Raw genomic sequence first — 23,711 nt, 5'->3', positions numbered from 1 at the left:
TTCTTACGCTTTTCTTTACTTTCTCTTACGTCGGAACGGGGCCGTATCGTCGCAACGTGAGAGTAGGCCGAGTTGACGTCGGAACGCAACCGTTTCGTCGTGACGCCCTATGCTGGTCGGCATGACGACGAACGCGACGAACGCCGAAGGACCCCAGGTGCGACCGCGCCGCCGGGCGCCGGCGGGGGCGGCCGTGCTGCGCGAGGACGTGACGGAGGCCATCCGCGCCGCCGTGTTCGAGGAGCTCGCGACCGTCGGCTACGCCCGCATGTCCATCGAGGGCATCGCCCGCCGTGCCGGGGTGGGCAAGACGGCCGTGTACCGGCGCTGGCGTTCCAAGCTGCATCTGGTCCTCGACATCGTCTCGGTGATCGCCGTGCAGGGCCTGCCGGCCCCGGAGACGGGCAGCCTGGAGGGCGATCTGCGCATGCTCTACGAGGTGACCTCGCGGGCGCTGCGACACCCCGTGGCCTCGCAGATCATCCCGGATCTCCAGGCCGAGGCGGCCCGCAACCCCGACATCGCCGAGGCGCTGCAGAAGGCGCTGAAGGAGGGGCAGGAGGGGGTCGCCCTGAAGATCGTGGCGGCGGCGCAGGAGCGCGGCGAGATCCGCGCGGGGTTCAACGAGGAGCTCGCGCTCGACCTGATCTCGGGCCCGCTCTACTGGCGCTCGGTGGTGATCCGCAGCCCGAAACTGCCCAAGGGCTACCTGGGAGCACTGGCCCGGGCCACGGCCGAGGCGATCAAGACGCTGTAGGGGCTTTGGGGGCTGTAGGGGCCTTGGGTGCTGTGCTCTCCCAGTACGTCTCAGGACCAGCCCGTCTCGGAACCAGCCCCTCTCAGGGCATCGGGGACCCGGCCGCCAGTCCGTGGGCCAGGGCCGTGAGTTCCGGCAGGCGCAGGACGCGGTGGTCGTCGGAGCCCGGTAGCGGGACGTGCAGGGCGGTCGTCCAGCGCCGGGGGACGCCGTCGATGCCGTACACCGCCCCGGCGAGGCCGCCCGTCACGGCCGCGACGGTGTCCGTGTCGCCGCCGAGGTCGACGGCCGCGCGGACCGCGTCCTCGAAGCAGGACGTCGTGCGCAGCGCCCAGACGGCGGAGCCGAGGCAGGGCCACACCGCTCCGTTGAACTCCGTCGCCAGGTCGGGGTGCCAGCCCGGGGCGAGGACGGCCGCGTAGCGCTCGCGGTGGTCGGCGTGGACCTCGGTGAGGGTCTCCGGGAGCGCGGCCAGCGGGTCGGCGCCCGTGAGGGCGATCCGCACCAGCTCGTGGAACACGGCCGTGCCCTCCCAGGCCGCGCGGTCCCCGTGGGTGAGGGCGGCGAGCCGACGGGCCGCGTCCATGGTGGCGCCGCGGCCGTGGGGCGCGAAGTACACGGCGGAGGTGGCCGCCCGCATCAACGAGCCGTTGCCCGCCGCCCGTTGACTTGTCTGGAAGTGCAGCGCGGCGGCGGTGTCCCAGGGGTCGCCGCTGCTCAGGACCGCCTCGGTCTGCAGCCCGATGTCCTTGGGGTCGGCGGCGGCCCAGCGTTGGAACCGCCGGAAGACGTCCGCCGGTTCCAGTCCGCCGCACTCCAGCAGGGACTCCCCGACGAAGACGGCCATCTGCGTGTCGTCGGTCGCCTCCCCCGGATCCCAGCCGCCGCCCCCGCACATCTCGCCGCCCTGCCCGGCGGACGGGAAGCGCTCCGAGAACGCCCCCTCCGGCCCGAACTCGAAGGGAGCGCCCAGCGCGTCCCCCACGGCGGAGCCGACGACACAGCCGACGGCGCGGGCGATGACGTCGTTCATGGGACGGCCGACGGAATCGATCATGCGGCCATCCTGCACGCGCGCGTGGACACGCGACAACGTCAACAGAGTGCATTGCGTGAATATGAGATGCCTGATGCGCCGTCAATCGCCGTGCCGGGTGGGTGTGCGTCGCAGAATCGGCGGCGTGGTGTGTGTTCGTGTGCAGAAGGTGAGCCGTGCCGGCGTCCTGGGCGCCTCGGCCGTCGCCGTTCCCGCGGTTGTCATGCTCGCCGTCGGTCTGTGGGGGCTCGACCGTGGTGGCATATGGCGGGACGAGGCCGTGACCTACCAGGTCGCGCGGCGGACGGTGCCGCAGATCTGGCGGCTGCTGCACGGGGTGGACGCGGTGCACGGCCTGTACTACCTCCTCATGCACGCCGTGCTGCCCCTCCACCCGGGCGAGGTCGTCCTGCGTCTGCCGTCCGTCTGCGCGGCCACCGTCACCGCGGGCCTGGTCGCCGCCCTCGGTGTACGGCTGGCCGGCCGCCGGGTCGGGCTGTGGGCGGGCCTGCTGTACGCGGTGACCCCGCTCGCCGGTCACTACGCCCAGGAGGGCCGCTCGTACGCGCTGGTCGCCGCCGGGGCGGCGGGGGCGACGCTGCTGCTCGTGCGGGCGGTGGACGAGGGGGCCGGGGCGGGGCGGCCGTGGTGGCGGTACGGCGGTGTCGTCGCCGTGACCTGCCTGCTGCACGAGCTGGCCGTGTTCATGCTGTGCGCCCACGCGGTCACCCTCGCGCTGCTGCGGGTGTCCTGGGGCGTGTGGTGGCGGTGGGGGCGTGCGGCCGGGGCGGCGGTCGTGGTGCTGCTGCCGTTGGTGCTGGTCTCCCACGGGCAGTCGCGGCAGGTGGAGTGGTTGCCGGTGCCGGACCGGGAGAGTGCGGAGAGGTTGCTGCGGAGCTTCGCCGTGGGCCCGGAGGGGGTGGTGTTCTGGGGGTGCGTGGTGCTGATGGCGGCGGGGCTGTGGGCCGGGCGGACGGCGGTCGTCATGGCGCCGCTGATGGTGGTCCCGCCGGCCTTGCTGATGCTGCTCTCGCAGGTCAGGCCCCTGTATCACGAACGCTACGTGCTGTACGCCCTGGCCGGGGCGCCGCTGCTGATCGCGGCCGGGGCCGACCGGCTGGCCGGCCTCGCGAGGCGCCGGTCCTGCTCGTGGACGATCACCGCGGCGGGCGCCTCGGTCGTCGCCCTCGTCTTCCTCGACCTGCTCCCGCTGCACCGCCAGTACCGCACCCTCGCCCACCGCCCCGACAACCTCGCCGCCGTCTCCGCCCTGGCCACGCGCGAGGTCCGCCCCGGCGACCCGGTGCTGTTCCTGCCGTCGCTCGGCCGGCGCGCCGCGCTCGCGTACCCGAAGGGGTTCCAGGGGGCGCGGGACCTGGCGCTGAAGGTGCCCGGCGCCCAGTCCGGCACGCTGTACGGCCGCGAGGTCGGCCCCCGGGAACTGCGCCGCAGGCTGGCCGCGGTGAGCAGGCTGTGGGTCGTCGCCGAGCCGTACGCGCTGCGCTCCCGCTGGTTCCCGGGCGACCCGACCGAGCGCGCCAAGCTCCTGACCGTGGCGGAAGGCTTCACCCCCAGCTGGGAGTACGACCGCCCCGGCGTGGCCCTGCGCCTCTACATCCGCCGCCCGGCGACCGGCGCCCAGGCCACTACCACCCCGACCGCCGCCGTCCCGCTTACCGGCTCCCCGGCGTCTCCTCCGAGGCCGCCGCGTCCAGGGCCGCCGTGAGTTCGTCCAGGCGCTCGCGCAGGGCGCCGATCTCGCCGGGATCGAAGCCGGTGGCGGTGAGGATTCTGCGGGGGACCTCCAGGGCGCGGTCGCGCAGGGACGTGCCCTCCTCGGTCAGCCGGATCTCCACCGAGCGCTCGTCGCGGGCGCTGCGCTCGCGCCGTACCAGACCGGCCGCCTCCAGGCGCTTGAGGAGCGGCGAGAGCGTGCCGGAGTCCAGGCGCAGGTGTTCGCCCAGCTTCTTGACGGGCAGCGGGCCCTCCTCCCAGAGGACCAGCAGGACCAGGTACTGCGGATAGGTGACCCCCAGATCCTTGAGGATCACGCGGTAGACGCCGTTGAAGGCGCGCGACGCGGCGTGCAGGGAGAAGCAGATCTGGTGGTCCAGACGGAGCCAGTTCTCCGTGGCGTTCTCCGGGCCGACGGCTGGCAGCGGGGCGGTCATGTCTCCAGGGTAGCCCGTATCCACAACTTAGTTGTGCCCAATTTAATTGTGTGCTCTACTTACCCCCGTCAGGCGGCCGGACCGGGCCGCCGGAACGTGATCTGAGAGGGATGGTTTTCCATGGACGCGCTCTACACCGCTGTCGCCACCGCCACGCACGGCCGCGAGGGCCGCGCCGTCTCCTCCGACGGCAAGATCGACCTCGCGCTGGCCATGCCCGCGGAGCTCGGCGGCAACGGGCAGGGCACCAACCCGGAGCAGCTGTTCGCCGCCGGTTACGCCGCCTGTTTCGGCAGCGCCCTGGGCCTCGTCGGCCGCGCCGCGAAGGTGGACGTCAGCGACGCCGCGGTGACCGCCGAGGTCGGCATAGGCAAGCAGGGCGAGGGCTTCGCGCTGAAGGTCACGCTGCGCGTGGAGCTGCCCGACAGCGTGGACGAGGCGGCCGGCCGCAAGCTCGTCGAGCAGGCCCACCAGGTCTGCCCCTACTCCAACGCCACCCGCGGCAACATCGAGGTCGACCTCGTCATCGAGTAGTCCCTCGCCACTCGGCACACACCTCGGCGCCGGCGGGACACGCGGTCAGTGTCCCGCCGTACGCTTCGCCCGCCACGCCCGCAGCCACAGCGCGGGCACGCCGAGCAGCACCAGCCAGAAGTGCCCGGGCACCCCGAGGGGCAGCCGCTCGGGCGTCAGTCCCGCACCGGGGTCCCCGGCCGCCAGGGCGAGCGCGTCGACGTACGGCCGGAAGTACGCCGCCGTCGACGGCACCGCCGCCGTGAGCGCCCACCGGCTCAGCACGGCCGGCCGCCGGTCCCGTTCCCACCCGGCGACCAGCGCCACCGCCCCGACCGCCGCCGCGGCGAACGTCACCGGGTGCAGCATCAGGATCAGCGCGTACAGCGCGCCGAGCCACGCGTACCCCCAGCAGCTCCGCAGGCCGCTCGGACCGACGTACCGGACCGGGCAGCGCACCGCCCCCGCGCGCGTGGCCGTCCCCGCCCAGGCCCAGCAGGTCAGCCCGACGGCCAGTGTCGACGGACGACCGAGGTCGCCGTCGGACCAGGACGGGTCGCCGCCCCACAGCAGCGCCAGGACGAGCAGGACCAGCACCGCGGCCCGGCGACGGTCCGTCAGGACGCGCGTGAAGCGGCCGATCCCGGTCAGCAGCACCAGCAGGTTGACCGGGCCGGTCACCGCCGCGCGGCACAGCGGGTCCCGCCAGTACGCGAGGGACATCGCCAGCCAGACCAGGGTTCCGAAGAACTGGTACGGCGTCGGATGCCGGAAGAGACGGGCAGTGGTGCGCATTCCACGCATTTTGCCCCTCGCGGAGTCTTGTTCCCGGCGGGCTAGGCCGACGGCCCCGAAGGAAACCCGTCCGCCTCCCGCCGAACGCAGGTCAGCTGTACTCCGGCAGGCGCGCCGAACGGTCGACGGCCGCCGGGATACGGACGACCCCGCCGTCACCGTCGACGACCCCGCCGCCACCCTTCGTGTCCGGTGTCTCGCCCAGCAGGATCCGCCGGACGACGCGTTCCGCGGCCCGCCCGTCGTCGTACTCGCAGAACCGCTCCCGGAACGCCGCCCGCAGCCGGGTCGACTCGGTGTCGCGCCAGGCGCCGGAGGTGAACACCTTCGCCAGTTCCTCGTCGGAGCGTGTGACGTGTCCCGGCGGCTCGGCGGTGATGTCGAAGTAGGCGCCCCGGGCCGCCCGGTAGGCCGCCCAGTCGTCGGCGTGGATCACGATCGGCCGGTCCAGGTTCGCGTAGTCGAACATCAGCGCCGCGTAGTCGGTGATCAGGGCGTCGCTGGCCAGCAGGACGTCCTCGACGTGCGGCTCGTCCGTGACGTCGGTCAGCACGCCCCGCCGGTGCAGGTCACGCAGCAGCAGCGCCCTCTCGTGATGTCGGGCCAGACCGGGGTGCAGGCGCACCAGCAGCCGGTGCCCGGGGCCGAGCGACGCCGCCAGCGCCTCCAGGCCGACCCGCCCGACATGGCGGCCCCTGCGGTAGTCGCGCGGCGTCGGCGCGTACAGCACGACCGTCTCGGCCGGCCCCGCCCCCAGCCGCTCACGCACCTCGGCCGCCCGCGCCTCCCCGCCCCGCACCAGGACGTCGTTGCGCGGGCTGCCGCTGCGCAGCGACGTGAAGTGACAGGGGTAGGCCCGCTGCCAGATCTCCTCCGAGTGCCGGTTCGCGACCAGGCTGACGTCCCACCGGTCGCTGCGCCGCAGCATGCCGCGGACGTTGGTGCCGTGCCGGGCGCCCGGCCGGTCCAGGAGGTCCAGGGCCATGTACTTCAGCGGCGTGCCCCGGTGCGTCTGGACGTGCACGGAACCGGGGCGTTTCACCAGGTCACCGGCCCAGTTGCAGTCGTTGATCCAGTGCCCCGCGCGGGCCATCACCCGGTAGTAGCGCCAGGATCCCGTCGTCACGTACTCCGTGCCCGGCGGCACCAGCCCCACCGCGTCGGGCCGCACCACCCACACGCCCCGCACCTGCGGCGCCAGCTCGGCGGCGCGGGAGTGGATCGCGTGGGGGTCGCCGTTCACGGCGCGGCTGTGTCCGGCGGAGTACACGGCGAGCCCCGGGTCGAGGGGCCGCCGCAACTGGATCCGGTACCAGCACCGCTTGAGGCGCCGGACCACCAGGTCCCGTGTCCTGCGCGTCCTGCGCCCGGCCGCCCGGCCCGCGCCGCGCAGCGCGCCGAGGCCGCGGTGGGCGGAGTAGGGGGCGAGGGCCAGCAGCCGGATCTCCGTACGGCGGGACTCCGGCGGCGGGACGAAGCCGGGCGGCACGTGCGTGCGGTAGAACGCCCGGATCCGCCGGTGGAACTCCCGCCGGTCGCCCCGCAGCACCCGTTCCGGGCGGGCCACGGTGAACAGCATGTGGTCCAGGGCCCGTTCGAACAGCAGCGGCCGGGCCCAGTCCAGGCCGGGCCGCTCGGCGAGGAAGGCGAAGAGTCCCTCGTACTGGTCGAAGATGTCGAAGTGCTTGCGTCCTGGGGTGCGGGTGATCGCGCCCTGCCGCCGCTGCCGGTACTCGACGCCCACCCGGTCCAGACAGGCGATCCGCTCCGCCGTGACCATCGTCTGATAGGTGACGGGGGCGTCCTCGTACAGCCCCGGCCGGTACCGGAAGCCGTGCCCGAGGAAGAAGTCCCGGCGGTAGGCCTTGTTCCAGGCGACCAGGAACAGCCCCAGGTACTCGGGGTTCGTGCGCAGGTCGAAGGTGTCGGTGCCGGCCTGTTCGAAGAGGTCGGCGGCGTCGCTGCGGCCCGCGCGGCCCCACCAGTGGGTGCGAACGTGGTCGAAGACGAGGATGTCGGGGTCGCCGGTCACGTCGAGCCGGTCGGCGACCGCCCGCAGCAGGCCGGGCGTGTACCGGTCGTCGCTGTCGAGGAAGAGGACGTAGTCGCCGGTGGCGTGCGGCAGGCCGGCGTTGCGGGCGCGGCCCAGGCCCACGTTCTCCGGCAGGTGGACGGCCCGCAGCCGGGGGTCGCGGGCCGCGTACTCGTCGAGGATCGCTCCGCAGCCGTCGGGGGAGCAGTCGTCGACGGCGATCACCTCGAGGTCGTCGAAGGACTGGCCGAGCACGGAGTCGAGGCACTCGCGAAGGAACCCCTGCACCTTGAAGACAGGGACGATGACGCTGAAGCGGGGCACGAAGGTCAGCTCCTCGGAGAGGTCACGGCGGCGGGGGCGGGCCTGCGCCGGGCGAGCGGAACGGCGGGCTCGATGCGCTCGGCCGGTTCCCCGAGCAGCACGCGGCGCACGACGCGCTCGGCGGCGCGCCCGTCGTCGAACTCGCAGAACCGGGCCCGGAACCGGGCCCGCAGCCCGGCCGCCTCGGCGTCGGCCCAGCGGCCGGAGCGGAAGACGGCGGCCAGTTCGTCGGCGGTGCGGGCGACCGGACCGGGCGCGGAGCCCAGGAAGTCGAAGGTGACCCCGCGGGTCTCGCGGTACACGTCCCAGTCGTCGGCGTACACGACGATCGGCCGGTCGAGGTTGGCGTAGTCGAAGACGATCGACGAGTAGTCGGTGATCAGGGCGTCCGCGGCGAGACAGACGTCCTCGGACGAGCGGTGCCCGGTGACGTCGATGATCCGCTCGTCGCGCGGCCGGTCGCGGTCGTCGTCGTAGAAGTAGTGGGCGCGCAGCAGGACCACGAAGTCGTCCCCGAGGGCCTCGCACAGCGCCTCGACGTCGAGCTGTGCGTGGAAGCCGCTCTGGTGGTCGCGGTGCGTCGGCGCGTACAGCAGCGCCGTCCGGCCGGCCGGGATCCCGAGCCGCTCGCGGACGCGGCGCACGTCGTCCGCCGTCGCCGTGTAGTAGACGTCGTTGCGCGGATAGCCGTACTCGAGCATCTCGTACGAGGACGGGAAGGACCGCTCCCACACCTCGGTGGAGAGCCGGTTGGAGCTGAGGTTGTAGTCCCAGCGGTCGACCCGGGCGAGCAGCCGGTCGAAGCTTCCGGTGGCGGCGGCGACCACCGGGTACTCGGCCTGCTCGACGCCCATCCGCTTCAGCGGGGTGCCGTGCTGCGTCGACAGATGGACGCTGCCGGGGCGTTTGACGACGGCCCCTTCGAAGTTGGCGTTGTTGACCAGGTACTTGGCGCGGGCCAGCACCTGCCAGTAGCGGCGGCTGCCGATCACGGCGTGGTCGACGCCCTCGGGCAGCGCGTGCACCTGGTCGGACTCGACGAGGAACACCGAGCGGATGTGCGGGGCGAGTTCGGCGGTCTTGGCGTGGATCGCGGCCGGGTTGCAGGCGTAGCCGCGGCCCCAGTAGGCGCAGAACACCGCGAGGTCGGGGTCGATACGGCGGCGCAGTTGACGCCGGTAGTACAGGCGGGTGCGCAGGCCCCGGGCGCGCGGGACGCGCCGGCCGGCCGCGGACGCCCTGCGGTTGGCGTCGCGCAGCGCGCGGAACGCGGTGTACGCGCCGGCCGCCAGCAGCCGGTGCTGCACCCCGAGACTCCCGCCAGGCCTGCGGAAACCGGCCGGCCGGTGGCGCCGGTACAGCCGGCCCGCGCGCCGGAAGAAGGCCCGGCGGCGGCGCCCGGACAGCCGGGCCGGATGCGCGGCGGTCTTCAGGACGGCCGCGAAGAGCTGCTCGAACAGCGGCCCCGACCGGTCCTCGGACAGCGCGACCTCGCCCGCCCGGGTCAGCACCTCGTCGGCGCGGTCCAGCAGCTCCATGTGGTGCTCGCCCGGCAGGTTCAGCGGGTCGCCCTGCCGCCGTAGCAGGTGCCGTACGACGACCGACCGCAGGGTCGCGACGCGCTCGGCGTACACGGTGACCAGGCCGCCGAAGCCGACGTCCGTGAAGTTGCCGTCGGGGAAGGCGAGTTGGTGCTCGGTGAGGAAGGAGCGCCGGTAGGCGGTGCCCCACACCGGCAGGTGCACCCCGGTCACCTGGGGGGCCTCGAAGGGGGAGAACGCGCCCGTCGGGGTCTTCGCCAGCAGCGGGGCCGCCGGGTTGGCCGGCTCGCCCTCCCACCAGGGGACGCGCTCGTGCTCGGTGTACAGGACGTCCACGTCGCCGGTCTCGGTCAGCCGTGCGTCCAGCGCCGTCAGGGCGCCCGGGGCGAGGGTGTCGTCGCCGTCGAGGAACAGCACGTATGCGCCGCCCGCCGCCCGCAGCCCCGCGTTGCGCGCCCCGGCGAGACCCGCCGCGGGCGGCGACTGCGCCGGCCGCACCCGGGAGTCGCGCTCCGCGTACCGGTCGGCGACGGCCGTGGCGACGGCGTCGGGCGCGTCGCCGACCGGGATCAGCTCGAAGTCGGCGAAGGACTGGGCGAGGACGGAGTCCAGCGCCAGGGACAGCCGGCCCTCCCCCGGTCTCGTGGCCGCTCGACCGGGGGGACCCCCGTCCCCATGGGACGCGACGATGATGCTGAAGCGGGGCATGCTGCTCTTTCTCTGTCTGTGTCTTGATTTCTCTGCCGGAAGGCGTCGGAAGACGTCGTGAGGCGTCGGAAGGCGAACGGCGGTCAGTGGCTGTCGGTGACGGGGCGGGAGCCGGACGGCCGGGGCACGGTGGCGAGCGGCGGGCGTCCCGACTGCGCCTGCGCCGCCGTCTGCGCCGCCGACGCCGCCGGGCAGCGCTCGGCGAGCGGCACCACCGCGGGCAGCTCGGTCTCGCCCAGCACGACCCGCCGGACGACCCGCTCGGCGGCGCGCCCGTCGTCGTGGGCGCAGAACCGCTCACGGAACGCGGTGCGCAACTGGGTCGAGCGGGAGCCGCGCCAGTGGCCGGTGCCGAAGATGTCGATCAGCTCGTCCTCGCTGCGCGCGACCGCGCCCGGCGGGAAGGCCCGCAGGTCGAAGTAGGTGCCGCGGGCCGCCTCGTACGCCTCCCAGTCGTCGGCGTGGATCACGATCGGGCGGTCCAGGTTGGCGTAGTCGAACATCAGGGACGAGTAGTCGGTGACCAGGGCGTCCGAGGCCAGGCAGAGGGCCTCCACGCTCGGATGGCCGGTGACGTCGATGACGCCGGGCGTCCGCCGGGCGAGCGGGGCGTCCTGCCAGTAGTGGGCGCGGGCCAGGATCACGAAGCGGGGGCCCAGCCGGCGCAGGACGCGCTCCAGGTCGAGGTGGGAGCCCTGGACGCGGCGGTAGTCGCGGTGGGTGGGCGCGTACAGGACGGCGACCGCGCTGCGCGGGATGCCGAGGGTCTCGCGCAGCCGGGCCACGTCCGCCGCCGTCGCCTTCTGGTAGACGTCGTTGCGCGGGTAGCCGTACTCGAGGGTCTCGTAGCGGCCCGGGTAGACGCGCTCCCAGGTGAGGGTGGTGTGGCGGTTGGCGGACAGGACGTAGTCCCACTTGTCGACGCCGTCCAGCAGCGCGGCGAAGTCCATGTCCCGGGCGGCCGCCGGGCGTTCCTGGAGGTCGAGGCCCATGTGCTTGAGGGGGGTGCCGTGCTGGGTCTGCACGAAGACCTGGCCGGGCCGTTTGACCAGCCGCCGGTCGAAGTTGACGTTGTTCACCAGGTACTTGGAGCGGGCCAGCGCCGTCCAGTAGGCGGCCGTGCCGGGGCGCACGTGACGCGGGCCCGGCGGTACGGTCGCCTGGTGCTCGGGGCGGGCGATCCACGCCGTGCGCACCTGCGGCGCGAACGTGCGGAACGCCTCTTCCAGCGCGCCCGGGTTGCAGCCGTGCCCACGGCCCCAGTACGCGGCGAACACGGCCCGGTCGGCGCGCAGCGGCAGCCGCAACTGGACGCGGTAGTGCGCCTGCAGGGCGGCCGCCCGCAGGGCGCGGGTCAGCTTCGAGGCCGCCTTCTGCGTGCGCCGGCGCACGGTCATGGACACCTGCAACAGCCGGTAGGTGCGGTGCACGCCGAAGTGGACGAGGGTGTGGCGCAGCCGGGAACGCAGCGGGACCGAGGCGCCCGGGACGCGGTAACGCCGGTAGTGGGCGCGGGCCCTGCGCAGGAACTCGGCGCGCGAGCCGCGCGGGAGCCGGTCGCGCTTGGTGAAGACCGTCGACAGGTGGTCGACCATGCGGCGGAACAACACCGGCCGCCACTCCGCGAGTTCGGGGTGCTGCTCGACGAACGCGAAGACCCGGTCGTACTGTTCGAAGACGTCGAAGTGGCCCCGGCTCGTGGTCGACAGGATGTTGCCCCGGCGGCGCTGGCGGTAGTGCACGCAGACCCGGTCCAGCGTCGCCAGCGTCTTCGCCGCCAGCAGCGCCGGGTACGTCCACGGCGTGTCCTCGTAGTAGCCGGGCGGGAACGTCAGGCCCACGCTCTCGACGAACTCCCGCCGGTAGGCCTTGTTCCAGGCCACCATGAGCACCCTCAGCAGCCCCGGCCGGTCGGCCAGCCTGAACGGCGCCGGGCCCTCCTCGTCGAGCTGGTCGGCGAACTTGTTGCGGACGGCCTCGCCCGTCCAGTACGTGCTCGCGTAGTCGTAGACCAGGACGTCCGGCTCGCCCGTGTCCTGCAGCCGGTCGGCGATCGCGCGCAGCGCGTCCGGGGTGAGCGTGTCGTCGGAGTCGAGGAACAGCAGGTAGTCGCCCCGGGCGTGCTCCAGTCCCGCGTTACGGGCCTGCCCCAACCCGACGTTGTGCGGCAGGTGCACGGCGCGCACGCGCGCGTCGCGGGCCGCGAACTCGTCGATGATCTCGCCGCAGGCGTCAGGCGAACGGTCGTCGACGGCGATGAGTTCGAGATCGGCGTACGACTGGGACAGCACCGATTCGAGGCACTCGTGCAGGTACGCCTGAACCTTGTACGCGGGGACGATGACACTGAACCTGGGCAAGGGACATCCATGGGTCGGCGCGGGCGGGACAGGGCCTTGCCCGGGAACGGCCGAAGGAGTGAATTGGTTACGGTTTCCGAGGCATACGGGGGATTTCGGGTTAACGGAGAGGGGCGGGCCGATGACCCTGCCCGCCCCCTGGTTTCCCGTGGTTTCCCCTGGTTTTCGGTGCTCTTACGTGATTCCCCGTGCGTTTGCGGCTACTTGACCGCGCCCGCCATCACGCCGGACACGAACTGCCGCTGGAACGCGAAGAACACGGCCAGCGGGATCACCATCGAGATGAACGCGCCGGGCGCCAGCACGTCGATGTTGTTGCCGAACTGCCGTACCTGCGTCTGCAGGGCGACCGTGATCGGCTGGCTGTCGGCGTTGGTGAACACCAGCGCCACCAGCATGTCGTTCCACACCCACAGGAACTGGAAGATGCCCAGGGACGCGATCGCCGGCCCGCCCAGCGGCATCACGACCCGTGCGAACAGCCGCAGTTCACCGGCCCCGTCGAGGCGGGCCGCCTCCAGCAGTTCGCGGGGGATCTCCGCGAAGAAGTTCCGCAGCAGGAACACCGCGAACGGCAGCCCGAACCCGACGTGGAACAGGATCACGCCCAGGATGTTCCCGAACAGGCCTATCTTGCCGAACAGTTCGGCGATCGGGATCAGCGCCACCTGCACGGGCACCACCAACAGGCCCACGACGCCCAGGAACCACCAGTCCCGGCCCGGGAACTCCATCCACGCGAACGCGTAGCCCGCGAGCGAGCCGATGACGACGACCAGGACCGTCGCCGGCACCGTGATCAGCACGGTGTTGACGAGGGAGCTGGTGATGTCGCCGTTCTCCAGCAGCTTCCGGTAGCTGTCGAAGGTGAGTTGGGACGGCTGGGAGAACACCTTCCACCAGCCGCCGGCGCTCATGTCCTCGGGGGAGCGCAGGGAGGATATGAGCAGCCCGATCGTCGGGACCAGCCAGAACAGCCCGACGACGAGCAGAAAGGCGCGCACCAGACCGCCGTTGAGCTTCTCCACCAGCCACTTGCCCGCCGCCGTCATCGCCGCACCTCCCGCCTGAGCCGACGCACGTTGCTGCTTCCGTCCGGGGGACAATCCCCAGACCCCCAGCAGAAGGACAGGTGCACGCTCATCGCCTGACCTCCCGCCTGAGCCGACGCACGTTGAACCACATCACCGGGATCACCAGCAGCAGCAGGAACACCGCGATGGCGCTGGCGATGCCGGGCTGGTCCTCGGAGAAGCCCTTGCGGTACAGCTCCAGGGCGAGCACGTTCGCGTCGTCCTGCGAGGAGCCCGGGGCGATGATGAACACCAGGTCGAACACCTTCAGCACGTTGATCATCAGGGTGACGGTGACGACCGCGAGGACCGGCGCGAGCAGCGGCACCGTGATCCGGCGGAACACCTGCCACTCGGTCGCGCCGTCGACGCGCGCGGCCTCCAGCAACTCCCGTGGCACGCCCGCCAGACCGGCCGCGATCAGCACCATCGCGAAGCCCGCCCACATCCAGATGTACGAGCCGATGATCGACGGCGTGACCAGCGTCGGGCCCAGCCAGTCCAGGCCGTTGTACGCCTCCTTGAAGTTGCTTGCCGGAAGCCGGAGTCGGGCCCCGTCGGCCTGGGCGGGGAGGGTGAAGGTGCCGTCGTCGGCGGCCTTGGCCGACGCCACCACCCTGCCGTCCTTCACCGCCTCGATCCGCATCCCGGCGTAGCCCAGCTCCGACGGGTCGGGCGCGCCGAGCGTGCCGACGCCCTTGCCGCGCGTGAAGTCCTGCCAGACGGTGCCGGTGATCCTGCCGGGGTCCGCCGGCGCTGTGACGGCGTTCTTCGCGCTGTCCGGCATCTGGTCGGGGGCGACGCCGACCAGGGGGAGGGCGACCGGGGTGCCGGCCCGGACGGGGGTCTTGGTGAGGAAGCCGCCCTGGTCGGGCCGCAGCGGCGAGTCGCGGCCCGGGTGGGCCTTCGGGAACGCCGACGATTGGGCGAACGTGTCGTGCACGCCCACCCACACCGCGTTGGCGACGCCCTTGTCCGGGTCCTGGTCGTAGACCAGCCGGAAGATGATGCCGGCCGCCAGCATCGAGATCGCCATCGGCATGAAGACGACCAGCTTGAACGCGGTGCCCCAGCGCACCCGTTCGGTCAGCACCGCGAAGATCAGCCCGAGCGCGGTCGCGACCGTCGGCGCGAACACCACCCAGATCACGTTGTTCTTCAGCGCGGTGCGGATGCCGGCGTCGGTGAAGAGGGCCTTGTAGTTGTCGGCGCCGGCGAAACCGTCGCCGGACTGGTCGTAGAAGCTGCGCACGACCGAGTACCCGATCGGGTAGACCACGAGCGCGCCGAGCAGGACCAGGGCGGGCAGCAGGAACAGCGCCGCCACGCTCCTGCGCGTGCCGGTCACGGACTGTTTCATCGCCGGGTCAGTTCCCGTACGCCGCCGCCGCGTCCGACTCCAGTTTCTGCTGGATGCCGGCCACGTCGGTCGGGTTCTTCAGGAAGTCCTGGAGCTCCTTCCACTCGCCCTTGCCGGGGGTGCCGCCGAAGGCCTGCGGGGCCTGGTCGGACATGTCGAAGCGGAAGTCGTCGCCGGCCGCGATCAGCGCCTTGGCGATTCTTTGCTGGACCTCGTTCGGATACGCGGAGATGTCCACGTTCTTGTTCGGCGAGAGGTAGCCGCCGAGCTTGGCCTGGATCTCCGCCGCGTCCGGCGAGGCCAGGAAGGTGGCCAGCGCCTGCGCGCCCTTGGAGTCCTTCAGGATGACGGCCGCGTCACCGCCGGAGACCACGGGCGCGGTGGAGCCGACCTTCGGGAACGGGAACACCTTCGCGTCCGTGCCCACCTTCGCCTTGGTGTCGGCGATGTTGACCTGCACGAAGTCGCCCTCGTAGACCATGGCCGCCTTCGGCTGGTCGCCGCCGGTGAAGGTCTGCGTCACCGAGGCCGGGAACTCGGTCTGGAGCGCGCCGCTCGCGCCGCCCGCGATCCAGTCCTTCTTGCCCCAGATCTGGGCGAGAGTGGTCAGGGCCGCCTTCACGGACGGGTCCGTCCACTTGATCTTGTGCTGGGCGAGCTGGTCGTACTTCTCCGGGCCCGCCTGGGAGAGGTAGACGTTCTCGAACCAGTCGGTGAGGGTCCAGCCGTCGGCGCCGCCGATCGAGAACGGGGTGACGCCGGAGTCGTAGACCGTCTGCGCGGTCTTCACCAGGTCGTTCCAGGTGGCGGGCTCGGCCGCGCCCGCGTTCTCGAAGACCTTGGCGTTGTACCAGATCAGCGACTTGTTCGCCGCCTTGTAGTAGACGCCGTACTGCTTGCCGCCCACCTTGCCGATGTCCTGCCAGCTCTGCGAGTAGTTCTTGGCCAGCTCTGCCTGGGCCTCGGCGCCCAGCGGTTTGGCCCAGCCCTTGTCGGCGGCCTGTTTGATGGCGCCGGGCTGCGGCAGCATGGCGATGTCCGGCGGTGAGCCGCCCGCGATCTTCGAACCGAGGAAGTTGATGATCGGGTCCTGGGCGGGCACGAAGGTGATCTTCGCGCCGGTGCGCTTCTCGAACTCGGCGAGGACCTTCTTGAAGTTCGCCTGTTCGGTGCCGGTCCATACGGCGGCCACCTCGAGCGTGGTGCCGTCGAGCTTGGGGAGGGTGAGGCCGCTGCCGGAATCCTTGGTTCCGGTGCCGCTGCCGGTGCTGCCGCTCTTGTCGTCGTTGCCGCAGGCGGTGAGCGAGAGCGCGAGGGCTCCCGCCAGGAGCGTGGCGGCTGCTCTCACGGTGCTGCGTGTGCGGTGGGTCTGGCGTGTGCGGTGCGTCTGGTGTGTCCGGATGGTGCTGCTGCTCGTGCTACGCATCACTGGCCCCGTTCTTCGTTCCTCGTCGAACGTTGAGCGTTGTCCCGTGGGCACTGGTCTACGCCGGGTGCCATGGCTCGGCAAGAGCGCCCACGCGGTGGGGCGGGGGATCGTGACCGCGTCGTGATCGGTGAGGGGTGTTGGTGCGGGGGTGTCGGTGCGGGGTGTTGGTGTGGGCGTTGCTGGGGGCTGCCGCCCCCAGGCCCCCGCTGTCGGCCCTTAAGGGGCCTCGTCCTCAAACGCCGGACGGGCTGAGTTGTCCTGACCGGTGCCTTGTCCGTGAGCGCCCGACCGGCTGAGTTGTCCTGACCGGTGCCTTGTCCGTGAGCGCCCGACCGGCTGAGTTGTCCTGACCGGTGCCCTGTCCGTGAGCGCCCGACCCGCTGAAGTGCACTGACCGGTGATCGTCAGTGGACGCCGGACGGGCTGGGATGCTCTGGCCGGGCGCTTGTCAGTGGACGCTGGACGGGCTGACAAGCATCAGTGGACGCCTGATGGGCTGTGCTGGCGGGCCGCTCGTTCCAGGGCGCTCGCCAGCAGGGCCAGGTCCGTCGGGCCGTTGCCCAGTTCTCGTACCGGTCTGCGGGTCGGGGGGTCGCCCATGCGGGGCCATTCCAGGGGGACGACCGTGGGGCGGAGGGTCGCCGTGCGGGGGATGCGGCCGGTGACGCGGCCGGCCTGGAGGGGGGTGAGGCGGCCGTCCGCGCCCTTGAGGCGGCCTCGGCCCGGGGCCGGTTCGTCCGCGCCGGAACCCGGTGCTTCGAGAGTGATCCGAACGGTGGACCTGCGGGCCGGCTCCGACTCCGCCGTACGGACTCCGGGGCCGGCCGCCGCCACCAGGTGCACGCCGAGCCGCTCGCCCTCGCGGGCCACCGCCTCCAGCGCGCGCATCACCGAACCGGCGGCGGGGCGGCCCGGGGAGCCGAGGGCGGGAGAGACCAGGGCGTCCAGGTCGTCGACCACCACCACCAGGCGGGGCAGCGGGGGCGCCGTCTCGGTCCGCTGCCGGGCCGCCGCTCCCGGGCGCAGGCGGAGCGTGGTGCTGGGCGGGGTGTCGAGGTCGGCGGCGCCTGCCGCGGTGCTGCCGGTCGCCGGGGGCGGGGTGTTCGGGGTGCGCTGCGGGAGGATGCGGCCGGAGACCGAGCGGTGCGTGTGCCACTCCGCGAAGTCGGAGCGGCCCAGCAGCTCGGCCCGCCGCTTCAGCTCGGCACTCAGCGACTGCGCGAACTCCCGCATCCGGACGGGGTCGTTGGCGGTGAGGTGGGTGCTGACATGCGGGACGTCCGTACAGACCTGCAGACCGTCGCCGGGGCCGCCGCCGCTGCCCTTGCCGACGGTGTCGCGGCCGTCCAGCAGGATGATGTCCAGCCGGTCCGGGCGCTCGGCCGCGGCCAGCGAGGCGACGACCGCCCGCAGCAGCTCCGTACGCCCGCTGCCGGGCGGGCCCTCGATCAGCAGGTGGGGGCCCTCGGCGGCCAGGTCCACCCCGACCGGGCCGCGCGGACCGGCGCCGAGCACGGCCCACGCCCGGCCGCCGAGCGCCTCGGCGTCGTCCGCCGCGGCCGCCCAGCGCGCCATCAGGGAGGCGGGCGTGGCACGGGCGAGGCCCAGCTCGTCCAGGAGCCGGGCCGACTGGGGGAGCGGCGCGGACACGCGCGCGTGCCGCTCCGCACCGCCGCCGGCGTTGTCCGGGCGCAGGGGGGCCAGGGCGCGCGCGAAGCGTTCGGCCCAGGCCAGGGAGACCGCGTCCACCGCGCCGACCGTGCCGGCGCCCACCGGGCCCGGCCGCTCCGTGTCCGCCCCGGACCGCGCCACCCGCAGCAGCCGCAGCGCCGTCGCCACGTCCCCGCTGAGCAGCGCGACCGCCCCGCACGCGCGGAACGTGGGCACCGCCGCGCACGCCGCCTCGTACGTCTGCGCCGGCGGCGCGGAGGGGGCGGCGGCGGGCGTCTCGGCCAGGCAGACGACGTGGATCCCGGCGCGCGGACCGGTCACCGCCAGCCGGCTCACCGCGTCCCGCAGGTCGGCGCCGCCCGGGTCGCCGTCCACGACGACCACCGTGTACGGGCCGGGGAAGCCGCCGCCCGTGTCGTCCGCCACGGCCCACGAGGGGCGGCGCGCGGTGCCACGCGGCGGGGGCACCTGCGCCGGCCCCGGGCCGCTCGCACTGTCGGAGACGTGGTCCTCCAGGCGGCGCAGGAGTTCGTCGGTGCGGGCCGTGGCCTGGTCGCGGTCGTAGGCGAGGAGGAGACGGCAGTCCTGGCCGTGCCCGGGGCGCAGTTGGGGCAGCCAGCCCAGCCAGGACCACTCGGCGGCGCGCTCCTCCTCGGAACGCGCGCGGTCCGTGCTGAGCAGGACGATCTCCAGGGCGTCGGGGGAGTGCAGCGCGGCGAGCTGGGCCAGCACCGCGCGCGCCAGCCCGGACAGCCTCGGGCGCGGCCCGGCCAGCCCGAGCGCGCCGACCTCGCGCAGCCCTGCCGTCACCGGGACGGCGGGCAGCAGACCCGAGCCGTCGGGCGCCGCCCGGTCGGCCGTGCCGAGCCGCACGGTGAGCGCCTCCGGGTGCCCCGGACCGCGCTCCCACAGCCGGGGGCCCGGCCCCAGCGCCGTCAGCAGCAGCGCCGCCGGGTCCGGCCAGGTCTCCGGCGCGGGGGGCGGGGTGGCGGCGGCGGACGGCGGCGACTCGACTCCGGCCGCCTCCTCGCCGCAGCTCCCGGGGACGACGGTGTCCTCGTCGCCCCCACGGCCCCCGGCCAGCCGCCGCGCCCACGCGGAGAGCCCCCCACGCTTGCGCACGCCCGGCGGGACGTCGGTGCCGCGCAGGGGGGTGCCTTTACGGCGGGAGGCTCCGCGCGGGTCGTCGATCGTCTCCAGGGCGTCGACGTCGTACGGGGACGTGGTGGCGGAGGTGTCGGGGGTGTGGGCGGTGTGCGGGCCTCGGACGTCGTCGTCGTACGGCGTCGTGAACGAGCCGAGGCCCGAGCGTCCGCCGTGGGTGGCCGTCGAACCGGTCACGGAGCCGGGCAGGGAGCCTTCGCCCGCTCCGGACGTGCTCTCGATGCGCGGTGCCGTGCCCTGGCCCGGCACCTGCGGAGGCGCCGTGCGACGCACGACGGGCGGCACCCTGAGGGTCTCCCCGGTACCGCGCCCCCGCCGCTGGCCCTGCCCCCGCTCGCCCCGGGCGTCGTCGCCCGAGCCGCTCCAGTCGACCGTCCCGTAGGCGTGACCGGTCGGACCGGAAGGGCCCGAGGTGCTGGACGGGCCGGACGGGCCCTCATGGTCGCCCGCGCGGTCAGCCCCTGCCTCCGCGTCCGCGCCCCCCTCTCCGTCCGTGCCCCCGCGGGGCACCCGTACATGACCCTCGCCGTCCGGTGTCGTCGGCATCCGGGGGCCCGGGCCGCCGGGTGGGGCCAGGCGCAGGGCCGACTCGCCGATGCGGAGCAGGGCGCCGGGGGCGAGGCGGACGGGGCGGGTCTGTACGCGCGTGCCGTCCAGGGTGGTGCCGTTGGTGGAGCCGAGGTCGGCGACCGTGAGGCGGCCGTCGGGCGAGAGCGTCACCGCGCAGTGCAGGCGGGAGACGTCCGGGTCGTCGAGAGGCACGTCGGCGTCGGCGGAGCGGCCGACGCGGACCTGACCGCCGTGCAGGAGATGGACGCCGCCCGCGTCGGGACCGGCCACCACGTGCAGGCGGGCCGGGGCGTCGTCGACCTCGGGATGCGGCTCGGGGTCGGCCGGGGCGCCCAGGGACAGCACCGCGCCGTCGATCAGCGGGGGCTCGCCGAGCGTGCAGCGCTGGGTGTCGAGCCGCTCCACGCCCGCGTACAGCACGACCGCCGCCGCCGACGAGGACGACGCGGCGCCCTCCCCGGAGACCGCCGCGGCCAGCGCGGACGCCACCGCCGCCAGGGCCGTGCCGGCGGGCGCCGTGACCAGCACGTCGCAGCTCGCGGCCCGGGCCCGTGCGTCGGCGGGCGGGCCCGTCGGGTCTACGACGGTCAGCCGGATCTGCATCGCCGTCAGCGGTCCCTTCTGCACGGGCGCGGACTTCCCCCCACCCCACACGAGCACAGCGGCCAGTACTGCCAGTACCGGCCGCTCCCGCGGCAGTTCCGCAGGAGCACTGCCAGTACTGAAGGCATCCTCGCACCTGCCACTGACAACGCGCCCGCCCCCCGATGGCAAGTGATCTTGATTGGTCGGCTCTGCCCGCAAAAGTGCCGGACAAGTACGCCACCGGCGATCAGTTGAGATCGGTCACGTCCGGCTCGGGCAACCAAGGGGACCGGGCCACGCGTCTTTCTGCGAACAAAGACGACAGCCCGGTGTCCGGACGGCGGCACTACAGTGGGTCGGAACACGGACAGCACAGGTAAGCAAGCAGCAGGGAGCGCGTGACGTGCGGCCAGTCGGCAGCAAGTACCTGCTCGAGGAGCCGCTCGGACGCGGCGCCACGGGCACCGTCTGGCGAGCCCGCCAGCGCGAGACCGCGGGCGCCGAGGCGGCCGTGCCGGGCCAGCCCGGGGAGACCGTCGCGATCAAGGTTCTCAAGGAAGAGCTCGCGAACGACCCCGACGTCGTGATGCGCTTCCTGCGCGAGCGGTCCGTGCTGCTGCGGCTGACCCACCCGAACATCGTCCGGGTCCGCGACCTGGTCGTCGAGGGCGATCTGCTGGCCCTGGTCATGGACCTCGTCGAGGGCCCCGACCTGCACCGCTACCTGCGCGAGAACGGCCCCTTCACGCCCGTCGCCGCCTCCCTGCTCACCGCCCAGGTCGCCGACGCGCTCGCCGCCAGCCACGCCGACGGCGTCGTGCACCGCGACCTGAAGCCGGCCAACGTCCTGCTGAGGCAGAACGGCGGGGAGATGCACCCGCTGCTCACCGACTTCGGCATCGCCCGCCTCGCCGACTCCCCGGGCCTGACCCGCACCAGCGAGTTCGTCGGCACGCCCGCGTACGTCGCCCCCGAGTCCGCCGAGGGCCGCCCGCAGACCTCCGCCGTGGACATCTACGGCGCCGGAATCCTGCTGTACGAGCTGGTCACCGGCCGTCCGCCGTTCTCCGGCGGCTCCGCCCTGGAAGTCCTCCACCAGCACCTCAGCGCCGAGCCGCGCCGCCCCTCCACGGTCCCCGACCCGCTGTGGACGGTCATCGAGCGCTGCCTGAGCAAGAACCCCGACCACCGGCCGAGCGCCGAGAACCTCGCGCGCGGGCTGCGGATCGTCGCCGAGGGCATCGGGGTGCACGCGAACTCGATGCAGATCGCCGCCGCCGACGGCGTCGGCCACATCCTCGCGCCCAACCCGGCGCCCGCGACCGTGCCGGGGGCTCCGGCCGGGGCCTACGACCCGAACGCCGCGACCAGCGTCCTGCCGCACACGGCCGGCCCGGCGGGCGCGGCGGACCCCACCGCCGTCCTGCCCCACACGGGCGGTCCGGCGGGCGCGGCCGACCGGACGGCCGTCCTGCCGCCGGTGCCGCCGCACGAGCCCGGACAGCAGTCCGGCCAGCAGCCCGAGCAGCCGCACCCCTGGCAGAACCAGATGCGGGCCGCCCGCGACCGCAACGAACCGACGCAGGTCCAGCCCTACCTCGACCCCGGCCAGGACCCGCTGCGCCGCCGCCCCCAGCGGCAGGTCTCCCGCCAGCAGCCCCCGCAGCAGCAGCCGCAGCAGGGGTATCCGCCCCAGCAACCGCAGCAGCAGCGGCCCCAGCGCCGTCCGCAGCAACCGCAGCAGCCCGGCTACGGGTACCAGGGGCAGCCGCAGCAGCAGTACGCGCCTCCGCAGCACCAGCAGCCCCAGCAGCAGCCCCAGCGGTACGCGCCGCCGCCCCAGCCTCAGCAGCCTCAGCAGCGGCCCGCGCCGGAACCCCGGCAGCCGCGTGAGCCGAGGCAGCGCAGCGCCAACCCGATGCGGATCCCCGGGCTCGGCTGTCTGAAGGGCTGCCTGTTCACGATCGTCATCCTGTTCGTGGCCGGCTGGCTGGTCTGGGAGTTCAGCCCGCTGCAGGGCTGGATCGGCACGGGCAAGAGCTGGTGGCAGTTGGTCAGCGGCTGGGTCGGGGACGTCACCGGATGGATCGGCGACCTGGGCAGCAGCGGTTCGGGCAGTGGCTCGGGGAGCGGTTCCGGCGGTGGCGCGAACTGAGACACCGGCCGGGACACCGGGGCTGACCGCGAGTTTGTGGACTTGTCGACACCTGGCGGGTGATTTCCGTCTCCGCGGTGAAGGTTGGCGCTTCGGACGCGTACTTTGATGGGCAACACGCGTCTGTAGGAGCAGCCTTGGCACGGAAGATCGGCAGCCGGTACACCGCCCACCAGATCCTCGGACGGGGCAGCGCCGGCACGGTGTGGCTGGGCGAGGGACCGGAGGGGCCCGTCGCCGTCAAGCTGCTGCGCGAGGACCTCGCCTCCGACGAGGAGCTGGTGGGCCGCTTCGTGCAGGAGCGCACGGCCCTGCTCGGCCTGGAGCACCCGAACGTGGTGTCCGTACGGGACCTGGTGGTCGACGGCAACGACCTGGCGCTCGTCATGGACCTGGTCCGCGGCACGGACCTGCGCACCCGGCTCGAACGGGACCGGCGGCTCGCGCCCGAGGCCGCCGTGGCGATCGTCGCGGACGTCGCCGAGGGACTGGCCGCCGCGCACGCGGCCGGGGTCGTCCACCGGGACGTCAAGCCGGAGAACGTGCTCCTCGACATGCAGGGTCCGCTCGGCCCCGGCGGCTCGCACCGCGCGCTGCTGACCGACTTCGGCGTCGCCAAACTCATCGACACCCCCAAACGGACCCGCGCCACGAAGATCATCGGCACGCCGGACTACCTCGCCCCGGAGATCGTCGAGGGCCTGCCGCCGCGCGCCTCGGTGGACATCTACGCCCTGGCGACGGTGCTGTACGAGCTGCTCGCGGGCTTCACGCCGTTCGGCGGCGGCCACCCGGGCGCGGTGCTGCGCCGCCATGTCACGGAGGCCGTCGCCCCGCTGCCGGGCATCCCGGACGAGCTGTGGCAGCTGCTCGTGCAGTGCCTGGCGAAGGCCCCGGCCTCCCGGCTGCGCGCCTCCGAACTGGCGGCCCGCCTGCGCGAGCAGTTGCCCACGCTGGCGGGCATGCCCCCGCTGGACGTCGACGAGCCGGACACGGAACCGGAGGCTGAGGGGGACGGCGGCGGCGAGCCGGGTGCGGCCCCCGAGGCGCCGGCGCCCTCCGGCGGGCGTGAGCGGCGGGGCTCGGTCCCGCTGGTGCCCGGCGCGAAGCCGGACTCCAACCGTGACACGCACACCTCGATGCGGGTGCCCGCGCCGGACGAACTGGCGGGCGGCGCGCACGGCACCGCCCGGGTGCCGAGGGCGGCCGGCGCCCCGCGCCCCGGCTCGGCCCGGAACCGCTCCGTCACCAGGCGGCGCCGGATCACGCTGGGCGTGGCCGCGGCGGCACTGGTGGTGGCGGTAGGCGCCGGCACCTGGGCGGCCACCTCGGGCGACGACGCGGGCGCGACCCCGCAGGACACGAAGAACTCGGCCCCGACGGCACCGTGACGTCGTGATGCCGTGACGTCATGACTCCGTGATGCCGTTACGCCGGACGGGCCGGGATGCCGGGTCCGTTACGCTG

Annotated in this window: 15 protein-coding genes; 5 read left to right on the top strand and 10 right to left on the bottom strand. The window is 73.5% G+C overall.

What is annotated here, in order from left to right; genetic code table 11:
- Positions 1-109 precede the first annotated feature (109 nt).
- Complete coding sequence (locus tag OG352_RS16825; protein WP_329217852.1) at positions 110-757, top strand: TetR/AcrR family transcriptional regulator; 648 nt, start codon at positions 110-112, stop codon at positions 755-757.
- Between the two features lie 82 nt (positions 758-839).
- On the opposite strand, the gene OG352_RS16820 is transcribed toward OG352_RS16825, so the two are convergent.
- On the bottom strand, positions 840-1,814 hold the full coding sequence (locus OG352_RS16820) for an ADP-ribosylglycohydrolase family protein (RefSeq protein ID WP_329217851.1): 975 nt from the start codon (positions 1,812-1,814) through the stop codon (positions 840-842).
- A gap of 124 nt (positions 1,815-1,938) precedes the next feature.
- Here OG352_RS16820 and OG352_RS16815 point away from each other — a divergent pair, with 124 nt between their 5' ends.
- The gene (locus tag OG352_RS16815) at positions 1,939-3,519 is read left to right on the top strand and encodes a glycosyltransferase family 39 protein (protein ID WP_329217850.1); all 1,581 of its coding nucleotides are present in this window, start codon (positions 1,939-1,941) and stop codon (positions 3,517-3,519) included.
- Here the strand turns inward: OG352_RS16815 and OG352_RS16810 are convergent.
- On the bottom strand, positions 3,467-3,964 hold the full coding sequence (locus tag OG352_RS16810; protein ID WP_329217849.1) for a MarR family winged helix-turn-helix transcriptional regulator: 498 nt from the start codon (positions 3,962-3,964) through the stop codon (positions 3,467-3,469). The two genes, OG352_RS16815 and OG352_RS16810, sit on opposite strands and share 53 nt — an antisense overlap.
- A gap of 120 nt (positions 3,965-4,084) precedes the next feature.
- Here OG352_RS16810 and OG352_RS16805 point away from each other — a divergent pair, with 120 nt between their 5' ends.
- Entirely contained in the window at positions 4,085-4,498 is a 414-nt protein-coding gene (locus OG352_RS16805) for an organic hydroperoxide resistance protein (protein WP_329217847.1), read from the top strand.
- A 45-nt stretch (positions 4,499-4,543) separates the two neighbouring features.
- Here the strand turns inward: OG352_RS16805 and OG352_RS16800 are convergent, their stop codons facing one another.
- The 8 genes from OG352_RS16800 to OG352_RS16765 all read right to left on the bottom strand — a co-directional run bounded on the left by OG352_RS16800 (position 4,544) and on the right by OG352_RS16765 (position 20,107).
- On the bottom strand, positions 4,544-5,272 hold the full coding sequence (locus OG352_RS16800) for a hypothetical protein (protein WP_329217845.1): 729 nt from the start codon (positions 5,270-5,272) through the stop codon (positions 4,544-4,546).
- A gap of 91 nt (positions 5,273-5,363) precedes the next feature.
- The gene (locus tag OG352_RS16795; RefSeq protein ID WP_329217844.1) at positions 5,364-7,628 is read right to left on the bottom strand and encodes a bifunctional glycosyltransferase/CDP-glycerol:glycerophosphate glycerophosphotransferase; all 2,265 of its coding nucleotides are present in this window, start codon (positions 7,626-7,628) and stop codon (positions 5,364-5,366) included.
- A 5-nt stretch (positions 7,629-7,633) separates the two neighbouring features.
- Positions 7,634-9,877 carry a bifunctional glycosyltransferase/CDP-glycerol:glycerophosphate glycerophosphotransferase gene (locus OG352_RS16790; RefSeq protein WP_329217843.1) on the bottom strand — a complete coding sequence of 748 codons (2,244 nt, stop codon included), beginning with the start codon at positions 9,875-9,877 and terminating at the stop codon, positions 7,634-7,636.
- Positions 9,878-9,960: 83 nt separating this feature from the next.
- The gene (locus OG352_RS16785; protein ID WP_329217842.1) at positions 9,961-12,237 is read right to left on the bottom strand and encodes a bifunctional glycosyltransferase/CDP-glycerol:glycerophosphate glycerophosphotransferase; all 2,277 of its coding nucleotides are present in this window, start codon (positions 12,235-12,237) and stop codon (positions 9,961-9,963) included.
- A 200-nt stretch (positions 12,238-12,437) separates the two neighbouring features.
- Positions 12,438-13,289 (bottom strand): carbohydrate ABC transporter permease, encoded by an 852-nt coding sequence (locus OG352_RS16780; protein ID WP_329217840.1) that lies wholly within the window; start codon positions 13,287-13,289, stop codon positions 12,438-12,440.
- A gap of 88 nt (positions 13,290-13,377) precedes the next feature.
- The gene (locus OG352_RS16775; RefSeq protein WP_329217838.1) at positions 13,378-14,670 is read right to left on the bottom strand and encodes a carbohydrate ABC transporter permease; all 1,293 of its coding nucleotides are present in this window, start codon (positions 14,668-14,670) and stop codon (positions 13,378-13,380) included.
- A 7-nt stretch (positions 14,671-14,677) separates the two neighbouring features.
- On the bottom strand, positions 14,678-16,096 hold the full coding sequence (locus OG352_RS16770; protein ID WP_329217836.1) for an ABC transporter substrate-binding protein: 1,419 nt from the start codon (positions 16,094-16,096) through the stop codon (positions 14,678-14,680).
- 480 nt (positions 16,097-16,576) lie between these two features.
- A complete protein-coding gene (locus OG352_RS16765) occupies positions 16,577-20,107 on the bottom strand; it encodes an FHA domain-containing protein (protein ID WP_329223860.1) in 3,531 nt (1,176 codons plus the stop codon).
- Between the two features lie 385 nt (positions 20,108-20,492).
- Between OG352_RS16765 and OG352_RS16760 the strand changes: the two genes are divergently transcribed.
- Both OG352_RS16760 and OG352_RS16755 read left to right on the top strand, forming a co-directional pair.
- The gene (locus OG352_RS16760; RefSeq protein ID WP_329217835.1) at positions 20,493-22,244 is read left to right on the top strand and encodes a serine/threonine-protein kinase; all 1,752 of its coding nucleotides are present in this window, start codon (positions 20,493-20,495) and stop codon (positions 22,242-22,244) included.
- A gap of 137 nt (positions 22,245-22,381) precedes the next feature.
- Entirely contained in the window at positions 22,382-23,635 is a 1,254-nt protein-coding gene (locus OG352_RS16755; protein WP_329217834.1) for a serine/threonine-protein kinase, read from the top strand.
- Positions 23,636-23,711 lie beyond the last annotated feature (76 nt).

This window comes from Streptomyces sp. NBC_01485 (assembly GCF_036227125.1).
In the GTDB taxonomy this organism is placed as follows: domain Bacteria; phylum Actinomycetota; class Actinomycetes; order Streptomycetales; family Streptomycetaceae; genus Streptomyces.
This window is presented reverse-complemented; position numbering and strand designations above follow the sequence as displayed.

Coding starts and splice junctions, on each gene's coding strand:
- OG352_RS16825 (WP_329217852.1), top strand. CDS start 110: ATGCTGGTCGGCATGACGACGAACGCGACGAACGCCGAAGGACCCCAG.
- OG352_RS16820 (WP_329217851.1), bottom strand. CDS start 1,814: ATGATCGATTCCGTCGGCCGTCCCATGAACGACGTCATCGCCCGCGCC.
- OG352_RS16810 (WP_329217849.1), bottom strand. CDS start 3,964: ATGACCGCCCCGCTGCCAGCCGTCGGCCCGGAGAACGCCACGGAGAAC.
- OG352_RS16805 (WP_329217847.1), top strand. CDS start 4,085: ATGGACGCGCTCTACACCGCTGTCGCCACCGCCACGCACGGCCGCGAG.
- OG352_RS16800 (WP_329217845.1), bottom strand. CDS start 5,272: ATGCGCACCACTGCCCGTCTCTTCCGGCATCCGACGCCGTACCAGTTC.
- OG352_RS16790 (WP_329217843.1), bottom strand. CDS start 9,877: ATGCCCCGCTTCAGCATCATCGTCGCGTCCCATGGGGACGGGGGTCCC.
- OG352_RS16780 (WP_329217840.1), bottom strand. CDS start 13,289: ATGACGGCGGCGGGCAAGTGGCTGGTGGAGAAGCTCAACGGCGGTCTG.
- OG352_RS16775 (WP_329217838.1), bottom strand. CDS start 14,670: ATGAAACAGTCCGTGACCGGCACGCGCAGGAGCGTGGCGGCGCTGTTC.
- OG352_RS16770 (WP_329217836.1), bottom strand. CDS start 16,096: ATGCGTAGCACGAGCAGCAGCACCATCCGGACACACCAGACGCACCGC.
- OG352_RS16765 (WP_329223860.1), bottom strand. CDS start 20,107: ATGCAGATCCGGCTGACCGTCGTAGACCCGACGGGCCCGCCCGCCGAC.